Genomic DNA, 9,465 nt, shown 5'->3' with positions numbered 1-9,465 from the left:
GGGGGGGCCGCCGTGGGGGTGGGGGGGGGGGCGCGGCGGGGGGGGGGGGGGCGGGGGGGCGGCGGCGGGGCCCGCCCCCCCCCCCCCCCCCCCCCGGGCGGGGGAGTGGGCTGCCGTCGAGGCGCTGCTCGGTGCCGACCGGGCCGCCGTGGTGCGGGCCTGGCGCGCGCGGGCGGCCGGGGGGCTGCGGCGGGCCGCCGTCGCCGCCGTCCGGGAGGCCGCCGCCCCCGGCTTCCGGGTGCTGCTCCACGCCGACCCGGCCGCGCACCGCTGCGGCGCCAACGCGGGTACCGACCCGGCCGGGGTGTTCGGATACGCCGACGGCGTGGTGGTGCCGTGCGGCCCGGACACGGCGCAGCGGGCCGACGCACTCGGGCCGTTCGCCGCCGCGCCGGACGCGGCCGGTGCCACCCTCGCCGCCAACTTCACCGTCGTCTCCGGCATGGGCGGCAGCCCCGTCACTCTCGCCGCGGACGCCGCGCACGCCGCCGCGCTGGGCGCCGGGGAACTCCGCCTCTACCACGCGGGCCTGGCGAGCGACCGGGACCTGGCCGCCGTCGGCGCCGCGCTGGAAACCCTGTCGGCGCGCTGACGGTACGGCTGGACCGGGGCGGCTCCCGCGGGCCGCCCCGGCCGTCTGTGGCCCCCCTGGGCGGTGGCTATCCGGCGCCGGTGAGATGGGCGGACACGACGACGCCGCGCTCCGCGTCCCCGCAGGTCAGCAGGCGCAACTCCGGCCGGGCGGTCAGGTCGTGGGCACGTCCGTCGAGGACGGCGTCCCGCTCATGGGGCGCGACCGCGTCGACGGTGAAGAGCGCGGTCCGGCCGTCCGCGCGGCGGACCTCGACGGTGCCGCCCGGCGGCAGCGCGGCCAGGCCCTGGAAGGCGGCGGGCCCGGCCGTGGCGGCGGCGCGTCCGGTGACGACGGCGGTGCCGGGGGAGCCGGGCGGCACTCCGTCGCGGTCCCAGCCCGCCAGTCCGGGCCGGTCGGCGGGCGGCTCCCGGAGCGCGTCGCGGGCGTCGTGGCCGAGTCCGGTCAGCGGGGCGTCGATCCCGGCGGCCGGTATCCGGACGCGGACCGGCGGGGAGGGCGGCAGCGGGGCGGTGCCCCGGGACGTGGCGCGGGCTGCCGGGCCGCCGAGCCCCTGGGCGGTGGGCGGCCGCTGCGGTGCGGTGGCCCGGGCGCCGACGGCTATCAGCCAGCCCCCGGCACCCACCGCGGCGAGCGCCAGCACCGCCACGCCGTTGCCCGTCCGGCCGCGCGGCCTGCGCCGTCGTTCCCCGGCGGTCCCGGGCGCGCCGGACATGTCAGGCCCGCCCGGCGGCGCGGCGGCGCGGCCCGCGGACACCGGCGGAGCACCCCGGAGCGGCCGTACGGCGCGCGGCGTCAGGCGCGCGCCCCGGGCCGGTGACGGCCGGTGCGGTGCCTATGTGCGGGCAGGTGGCGTACACGACGAACCTCCGAGGTACGGACGCGGCGCCCCGTGCGCCGTCGGAACGTCGGATTCCGTACCTGCTCCCTCCGAGATAAACCGCCCGGCGCGTCGCGAGCCTGCTGACGTCATGTCAGAACGCCCCCGCCCGCCCGGCCCGCCGCCCGCCGAATCCGTGATCTCCGCAGGTCGGACAGCGTGTCAACGGCGTGTCGGGACCGCCCGGGGCACGCTGGGGTGAACGGGTGAGCCGCCACGGGCGCGCCGCCGCTCCGCCCGCAGGTGGCACGGCGTGGCGCGCCCCGCGGCCGTACTCAGAGCCTGCGGGTCGCCAGCAGCAGCCGGTCGCGGGCGTCGAAGAGGGTGTCCTTGAGCAGCTGCTCGTGATCGGGCGTCAGCCGCGCCACCGGCACCGAGCAGCTGATCGCGTCGCGCGCCGGGGTCCGGTAGGGGATCGCGAGGCCGAAGCACCGCAGCCCCAGCGTGTTCTCCTCGCGGTCGACCGCGTACCCCTGCTCGCGGACCGCGTGCAGCTCCTCGATCAGCCGCTCGCGGTCGGTGATCGTGTGCGCGGTCAGCGCCGCCAGCTTCGCCGGAAGCAGCTCCCGCACCTGCTCGTCGGAGTAGGTGGCCAGCAGCGCCTTGCCCAGCGACGTGGAGTGCGCGGGCAGCCGCCGCCCGACCCGGGTGAAGGGCCGCAGGTAGTGCTGGGACTGACGGGTTGCGAGGTAGACCACGTTGACGCCGTCCAGCCGCGCGAGGTGGATGGTCTCGGTGGTGTCGTCGGAGAGCCGGTCCAGCGTCGGCCGCGCCGCCGCGACCACGTCGTCGCCGTCGATGTACGACGTGCCGACGAGCAGCGCGCGGACCCCGATGCCGTACCGCGTACCGGTCGCGTCGGTCTCCACCCAGCACAGCTCGACGAGGGTGCGCAGCAGCATGTAGAGACTGGACTTGGGGTAGCCGACGGCTTCCTGGACGGAGGCGAGACTGTGCATACCGGGGCGGCCCGCGAAGTACTCCAGCAGCTCCACCGTCCGTACCGCGGACTTGACCTGTGCTCCACCCGTCTCCGCAGCTGACATCGCCCTTGACCCCTCTGATCGGCCCGCCCTAGAGTCCCAGAGGTTCAGCACCCAGGACGCTGTTCACCATATCGAACGGTGTCCGGCCTGCGGCAAGAGAACGCTCGGGAGGAATACGCGGTGGCTACAGCGACGGCAGCACCAGTCTGGAGTGTCGACCCCCGAACCGGGAAGCGGCGCGAACAGGTCGCGGTGGAGGCCACCGCCGCCGAGGTGGACACGGCGGTCCGCGCCGCCCACGCCGCCCGCCCGGCCCTCGCCGCCCGCGCCGCCCGCGCCGCCCTGCTGCGCCGCGCCGCCGACCTGCTGGACGCCACCGGCGCCCGCGTCATCGAGGCCGCCGACGCCGAGACCGCGCTCGGCCCCGGCCGCCTCACCGGCGAACTGGCGCGCACCACCTACCAGTTGCGGGCCTGCGCCGACGCCGTCGACGAGGGCGCCTTCCTCGACGTACGGATCGACCACGCCGACCCGTCGCTCGCCCCGCCCCGCCCCGATCTGCGCCGCCACAAGATCCCGCTGGGGCCGGTCGCCGTCTACGCCGCCAGCAACTTTCCGCTCGCCTTCTCGGTGCCCGGCGGCGACACCGCCAGCGCCCTGGCCGCCGGGTGCCCCGTCGTCGTCAAGGCCCACCCCGATCACCCGGCCACCTCCGAACTGGTCGCTGCGCTGCTGCGCCGCGCCGCCGCCGACACCGGTCTGCCCGAGGGCGTCGTGGGCCTGGTCCACGGCTTCGACGCCGGGGTCGCGCTGGTGCGCCATCCGCTGATCGCCGCCGCCGGGTTCACCGGCTCGGTCCGCGGCGGCCGCGCCCTCTTCGACGCGGCGGCCGCCCGCCCGCACCCCATCCCCTTCCACGGTGAGCTGGGCAGCCTCAACCCCGTCGTCGTCACCGAGGCGGCGGCCGCCGAACGCGCTGAGGAGATCGGCGCCGGGCTCGCCGCGTCGATGACGCTCGGCGTCGGCCAGTTCTGCGTCAAGCCCGGCCTCGCCCTCGTCCCCGAGGGACCGGACGGCGACCGGCTGCTGACCGCGCTCACCGCGGCCGTCAGCGACACTGGGGCGGGCGTTCTCCTCGACCACCGGATGCGCGACGCGTTCGTCGACGGCGTCCGCGCCCGCGCCGAACTCCCCGGCGTCGAGGCCCCGGTGACCCCCGGCGCGTGCGGCGACCACACCGTCGGCGCCGGATTCCTGACGCTGCCCGCCGCCCGCCTCCTCGACGACCCCGCCGCCTACGCTCTCCTGCTGGAGGAGTGCTTCGGCCCGGTGACCGTCGTCGTCCGCCACACCGGGGACGACGAGGCCGCCGCGGTCCTCGCCCAGCTGCCCGGCAACCTCACCGCCACCCTCCACCTCTCCGCCGAGGAGAGCGCCGGCCAGGACCCGGCGGCCCGCGGCGCCCGGCTGCTCGCCGAGGTCACCGCGCTCGCCGGACGCATCGTCGTCAACGGCTGGCCCACCGGCGTCGCGGTCGCCCCCGCCCAGCACCACGGCGGCCCCTACCCCGCCGCCACCTCCACCGCCACCTCGGTCGGCGCCACCGCGATCGAACGCTGGCTGCGCCCGGTCGTCCACCAGGACACTCCGGCTGAGCTGCTTCCGGCGGAACTGCGGGAGGGGAATCCGCTGGGGCTGCCCCGGTGGGTGGACGGGCGGCCCGAACTGGGTTGAGGGGGCCGGCTGATGAGTGCTGACGGAGGGGCGTGCCCTGGGCGGGCCCGCCGGGTGAACCCAGACGAGGCGCGTGCCCTGACCTGGGCGCGCCCGGTGAGCCCCGCCGACGCCTGTGCCCGGATGGGGCCCGCCCGGTGACTCCTGACGAGGCGCGCACCCTGACCATCCGTGCGGGCGGCGCCGCGGATCTCCAGCCCGTCGCAGCGCTGCACGCCCGCGCCCGCGTCGCGTACGACCGGGCCCGCCACCCCGGTGCCGATCCCGATCCGGGCGCTCACCGGTCCGCCGCCCACCACGCCTGGCACCATGCGCTGGCCGGGCCGGGTGCCCGGATGCTCTGCGCCGAGCGGGGCGGGGCGGTCGTCGGCGCCGCCTGTCACGGCCCGGCCGCCGCGCCCGGCACCGTCGTCCTCCACCAGCTCCACGTCGACCCCGCCCACTGGGGCACCGGCGTCGGCCACGCCCTGCACACCGCATGCCTGCGGGCGTGGCGTACGGCCGGGCACACCGCCGCCAGCCTCGACGTCCTGTGGCACAACCGCCGCGCCCGCGCCTTCTACACCGCCCGCGGCTGGCACCCCGATCCGTCCCGGGGGCCGGTCCCCGACGCCACCCACCTCACGCTGACGCTGCGGCTTCGGGACGACAGTCCCTAGAAGTGCCCGCGGAACCGCGCCATCCGCCCGGACGCCCGTCCACGGGGCGGGACTTCGCGGGCCGTCGGCCGTACCCGGGGCCCGCCGTACCGCCCAAGATCACCCGGTACAGAATGACCCGTATGCCGATATCGAACGTGCCGTTGGCGGCCACTCTCGACGATGCCCCGCTGATCAGCCGTACCCTGGTCCGCGCCTTCGACGACGACCCGATGATGTGCTGGTTCTTCCCGGACGACGCCACCCGTGAGGCGTCGCTGGGCCGGTACTTCACCACGCTCTTCACCCGGCAGTACGCCCACGCCGGGGTGTGTGAGCGCACCGGCGCGGCGGTGTCGTTCTGGGTGCCGCCGGAGACGCAGGCCCAGGCCGTGCCCGACGCGGAGACCATCCAAGAGCTGCAGAACATCCTCGGCGACCGCGCGGGCCTGTTCGGCGAGGCGGTCGAGGCCGCCGCCGCGCACACCCCCGCCGAGCCGCACTGGTCCCTGGCGCTCCTCGGCGCCGACCCGGCCGTCCAGGGTCAGGGCCACGGCGCGGCCCTGCTCCGCTCCGGCCTCGCCAAGGCCGACGCGGCGGGCCTCCCCGCCTACCTGGAATCCTCGAAGCCGGCCAACCTCCCCGTCTACGAGCACTTCGGCTTCACCGTCCGCGAGGAACTCGCCCTGCCGGGCGGCGGCCCGACCCTCTGGACGATGTGGCGGGAACCGGCCGTGTAGGACCCGCCCGGTGACGGCGCCGGGCCCCACGGCCCGGCGCCCTCCCGACCCGCCTACGGGGCCGACCCGCCCGCGGAATAACCCACCGCTCATCCGGGTTGTGCCGGATCCGGTCCCCGTACGAGGAAAGAAACCCCATGCGCGTCGAAATCTGGTCCGACATCGCCTGCCCCTGGTGCTACATAGGCAAGGCCCGCTTCGAGGCCGGGCTGGCCGGGTTTGCGGGGCGGGACGGGGTTGAGGTGGTGCACCGGTCCTTCGAGCTGGACCCGGGTGCGCCCGCGCCGACCGATGTGCCGGTGCTGGAGATGCTGGCCGCCAAGTACGGCGTCAGCCGGGGGCAGGCCGAGGCGATGGAGGCGCGGGTCGCGGACGCCGCGCGGGGGGAGGGGCTGGGGTACCGGTCGGACCGGGTTCACGGGAACACCTTCGACCTTCACCGGCTGCTCCACCTCGCCAAGGCGCACGGGGTGCAGGACGCCCTGCTCGGGGCGTTCTACCGTGCCAACTTCGCCGACGCGCGGCCGCTCGGTGACCGGGAGACCCTGGTGGCGCTCGCCGCCGAGGCCGGGGTGCCCGCCGAGGAGGCCGCCCGGGTGCTGGCCGATCCGGACGCCTACGCCGACGCGGTGCGCGCCGATGAACGCGAGGCGGCCGAGCTGGGCGCCACCGGCGTCCCGTTCTTCGTCATCGACCGCCGCTACGGCATCTCCGGCGGCCAGCCCGCCGAGGTCTTCCGGGAGGCCCTGGAACGCGCCCACCAGGAGGGCGTTGTGCAGCCGCTCGCGTCCGGTGACGCCGGGGTCTGCGGCGATGACGGTTGCGCGGTGCCCACGGCGTAGGCGAGCGCCCGGGGTACGCGGTACAGGGCACGCCACCGGGGCCTCGCCCCGCCCACTGGGCCTCGCCCCGCCCTGGGGCGAGCCCCGCCGCCCGGGGGAGCCCCACTCCACGCCGCCCGGGCGAGCCCCCGCCGGCGAGCACGGCGCCCCGACCCCGCCGCCCGGGGGGTGCGCCGCCCGGAGGGGTCCCGCCACCCCGGGCCCCATGGACGCCACGCGCCCCTCCCCGCACAGTGGTCTCATGCAGCGACCCACCTCACTCGGCGGAGCCGAGTTCGCGCCCGGGACCCCGTATCTCAACACCGCCTCGGGCGGGCTGCTCCCGGCCCGCTCGCGGGCCGCCGTGTGCGAGGCCGTGGCGGACGCCGCCACGTACGGCACGATGGGGCGCGACTACTTCGGCCCGGCGGAGGAGGCGCGGCGGGGGTTCGCCCGGTTGCTGGGGGTACCGGCCGAGCGGGTCGCCGTCGGCAGTTCCGTGGCGGTGCTCTCCGCGTTCGTCGCCACCACGCTGGAGCCGGGCGCGGAGGTCCTGGTCCCGGAGGGTGACTTCAGCTCGCTGGTGAACCCGCTCGCCGCCACCCCCGGCCTCACGTTCCGCACCGCCCCGCTCGACGGTCTCGCCGAAGCCGTGCGGCCCACCACCTCGCTGGTCGCGTTCAGCGCCGTGCAGTCGCTCGACGGGCGGATCGCCGACCTCGACGCGGTCCGCGACGCCGCCCGCGCGCACGGCGCCCGTACGTTCCTCGACGTCACCCAGGCCGCCGGCTGGCTGCCGCTGCGCCCCACCGGTTTCGACTACCTCGCCTGCGGCGCCTTCAAATGGCTGCTCTGCCCGCGCGGCACCACCTTCCTGGCGTTCGGCGACGGCGCCCTCGGCGGCGACGGGCCGCGGCCCCGGCACGCCGGATGGGTCGCGGGGGAGGACCCGGGCGCGTCCTGCTACGGCCCGATCGCCCGGCCCGCCGCCACCGCCCGCCGCTACGACGAACCGCACGCCCTGCTCTCCTACGTGGGCGCCGCCGCCTCCCTCGCCCTGCTCGACGAGATCGGCGTGACCGCGGTGCACGCCCACAACACCGCGCTGGCCGACCGCTTCCGGGCCGGGCTGATGGCCCGGGGTCTTGACCCCCGCCCGGCGCCCGGCTCCGCGATCGTCTCCGTCGTGGGCCCGTCCGGCGCCGCGGACCGGCTGGCCGCCGCGGGCATCCGCGTCGCGGTCCGCGGCGGCCAGCTGCGCTTCGCCTTCCACCTCTACAACGACGCCGACGAGGTCGACCGCGCCCTGGAGGTCATCGGCGAGGCGTGAACGGACGGGCGCCGGGCGCCGGGCGCCGGGCCGGGGCACGCCTCGCACACGTCCCGGCCCGGCCGGCCGCGCGGCCCGAGCCCGCCCGCACCCACGCGTCCCGGCCCCGCCGCACACCCGGCCGACGCCCACGCCCGGCCCCGCCGCACGCCGCGCCCGGCCGCCCGCTCATACCTCCCCGCGCACCATCCGCAACAGCCGGTCCAGCACCGCCCCGTCGCTCACCCGCAGTCCGTCGTGCTCCCACTCGTTGGTCACCCACACCCGCAGGGAGCGGATGCGGTCCGCCGTCGCCAGGGAGTGCGCGGTGTCGACGTACATGTCGTCGAAGTAGACCGCGGCGGCGGCCGGTACGTCGTTGACCGCCAGCTGCCCGGCGTCGTACAGGTCCGGCCAGTCACGCCGTTCGGCCAGCTCCTGTGCGGTCTCCTTGAGCGGGCGCAGCGCCGGGTCGGTGTCGAAGAGCCACGGGTACATCATCTCGCCGGTGAAGTAGAGCGGCCCGGCGCCGTCCAGCACGGTGCCGACGTCGAACTGCGGATACGCCGTCAGGCCGTCGCGTACCCGCTGCGCCGCCCACGCCGTCGGGCCCGGGTCCACCGACCGCTGTCCGTAGATCGCCTCGTGGACCACCGCGAACAGCGGCGCCGCGGCGTGCGACAGGTGCGCCCGGACGCCCTCCAGGAACGCGTCGCCCAACTCCCGCCCGGCCGGGCCCGTCACCCATGCGTCGGCGAGCAGATGGTGCAGGACGTGCGAGCCGTTGCCGCTGCCCAGCAGCATCCCCAGCGCCTGGAACGCCCGCGGCGTCAGGATCCCGCCGCCCGGCAGCCGTACCTCCCGCTCGCGCAGATACGCCGCGATCTCCCGCGCCGCCGCCACATCCCGCGGATACCGGGCGTAGTGCGCGGCGTTCTTCCGGGCCACTCGCGGATACGCCGCCCGGTAGACGTCCTCGGCGCTCGCGTCGAGACCGGGCAGCCCGCCGGTCACCAGCGCCTCGCGCAGCCCCTCGGGAGCCTGCGACAGATACGCGACGGTGCAGAAGCCGCCGAAGCTCTGCCCCAGCACGCTCCACGGGGTGCCCGCGCCGGCCAGCCGGCGGCGGAACAGTTCGGCGTCCTGCACGATCGCATCGGCGCGGAAATGTGCCAGGTACCCGGCCTGTTCCCGGGGCCCGCCGCGCAGCTGCAGCGTCTGCCGGTTGGCGGGCGTCGAACGTCCGGTGCCCCGCTGGTCGAGGAGGAGGACCCGGTAGTCCTCCAGCGCCCGGCCCAGCCACGACTCCCGGCCCAGCGGACGCGGCGCGGCGTTGCCCGGCCCGCCCTGGAGGAACACCAGCCACGGCAGCGCGGCGTCCTCCCGGCCCGCGGCCACCACCTCCCGGCCGTACACCTCGATGCGTTCGCCGCCCGGGGCGGCGTGGTCCAGCGGCACGTCCAGCACATGGTCGGTCAGGGTCACCCCGGGCAGCCGGTCGACGTTCATGAACCCGTCCTCACTCCTCGTCGTCGGTGCGCCCGCCACCGCCGGACGGGCACGAACACCGCGGTCAGGCTAGGGGGTGTCCGTCAAGTCCCGTCGTTCGCCCGGAGACCGGGGCGCGCGACGCCCTGCGCCGTGCGCCTGCCATCCCTGGCGGGCGCACGGCGCGGGGGGGGGCGCCCACCCCCAAAGACTGGCGGCCCCGGGCGGGGGGCGGGGTTGGGGGGGGGCGGGGGACCCACCCCCCGCGCGACCCCCG

At 77.0% G+C, this 9,465-nt stretch carries 8 protein-coding genes and 1 pseudogene; 6 read left to right on the top strand and 3 right to left on the bottom strand.

The window, feature by feature from the left end; genetic code table 11:
• Positions 1-592, top strand: a pseudogene (locus tag ACFWWQ_RS21665) (hypothetical protein); the annotation flags it as partial.
• A 67-nt stretch (positions 593-659) separates the two neighbouring features.
• Here ACFWWQ_RS21665 and ACFWWQ_RS21660 read toward each other — a convergent pair.
• Together ACFWWQ_RS21660 and ACFWWQ_RS21655 are read right to left on the bottom strand one after the other, a co-directional pair.
• Positions 660-1,307, bottom strand: a complete 648-nt coding sequence (locus ACFWWQ_RS21660; protein WP_384598514.1) for a sortase domain-bontaining protein — start codon at positions 1,305-1,307, stop codon at positions 660-662.
• Between the two features lie 440 nt (positions 1,308-1,747).
• Positions 1,748-2,518, bottom strand: coding sequence for an IclR family transcriptional regulator (locus tag ACFWWQ_RS21655; protein ID WP_384598512.1), 771 nt, complete (start codon positions 2,516-2,518; stop codon positions 1,748-1,750).
• Positions 2,519-2,638: 120 nt separating this feature from the next.
• Between ACFWWQ_RS21655 and ACFWWQ_RS21650 the strand changes: the two genes are divergently transcribed.
• The 5 genes from ACFWWQ_RS21650 (at position 2,639) to ACFWWQ_RS21630 (ending at position 7,721) form a co-directional block, all read left to right on the top strand.
• Positions 2,639-4,192, top strand: coding sequence for an aldehyde dehydrogenase (NADP(+)) (locus tag ACFWWQ_RS21650; protein ID WP_384598510.1), 1,554 nt, complete (start codon positions 2,639-2,641; stop codon positions 4,190-4,192).
• Positions 4,193-4,329: 137 nt separating this feature from the next.
• Positions 4,330-4,851 (top strand): GNAT family N-acetyltransferase, encoded by a 522-nt coding sequence (locus tag ACFWWQ_RS21645; RefSeq protein ID WP_384598508.1) that lies wholly within the window; start codon positions 4,330-4,332, stop codon positions 4,849-4,851.
• Between the two features lie 122 nt (positions 4,852-4,973).
• Positions 4,974-5,570, top strand: coding sequence for a GNAT family N-acetyltransferase (locus tag ACFWWQ_RS21640; protein WP_384598506.1), 597 nt, complete (start codon positions 4,974-4,976; stop codon positions 5,568-5,570).
• 137 nt (positions 5,571-5,707) lie between these two features.
• The gene (locus ACFWWQ_RS21635; protein WP_384598504.1) at positions 5,708-6,412 is read left to right on the top strand and encodes a DsbA family oxidoreductase; all 705 of its coding nucleotides are present in this window, start codon (positions 5,708-5,710) and stop codon (positions 6,410-6,412) included.
• 241 nt (positions 6,413-6,653) lie between these two features.
• The gene (locus ACFWWQ_RS21630; protein WP_384598502.1) at positions 6,654-7,721 is read left to right on the top strand and encodes an aminotransferase class V-fold PLP-dependent enzyme; all 1,068 of its coding nucleotides are present in this window, start codon (positions 6,654-6,656) and stop codon (positions 7,719-7,721) included.
• 168 nt (positions 7,722-7,889) lie between these two features.
• Here ACFWWQ_RS21630 and ACFWWQ_RS21625 read toward each other — a convergent pair whose 3' ends face one another.
• Positions 7,890-9,209: an alpha/beta fold hydrolase gene (locus ACFWWQ_RS21625; protein WP_384598500.1), complete on the bottom strand. Its 1,320-nt coding sequence runs from the start codon at positions 9,207-9,209 to the stop codon at positions 7,890-7,892.
• Between the last annotated feature and the right edge of the window lie 256 nt (positions 9,210-9,465).

The sequence above is a fragment of the Streptomyces sp. NPDC059080 genome (assembly GCF_042739975.1).
Lineage (GTDB): Bacteria > Actinomycetota > Actinomycetes > Streptomycetales > Streptomycetaceae > Streptomyces > Streptomyces benahoarensis.
This window is presented reverse-complemented; position numbering and strand designations above follow the sequence as displayed.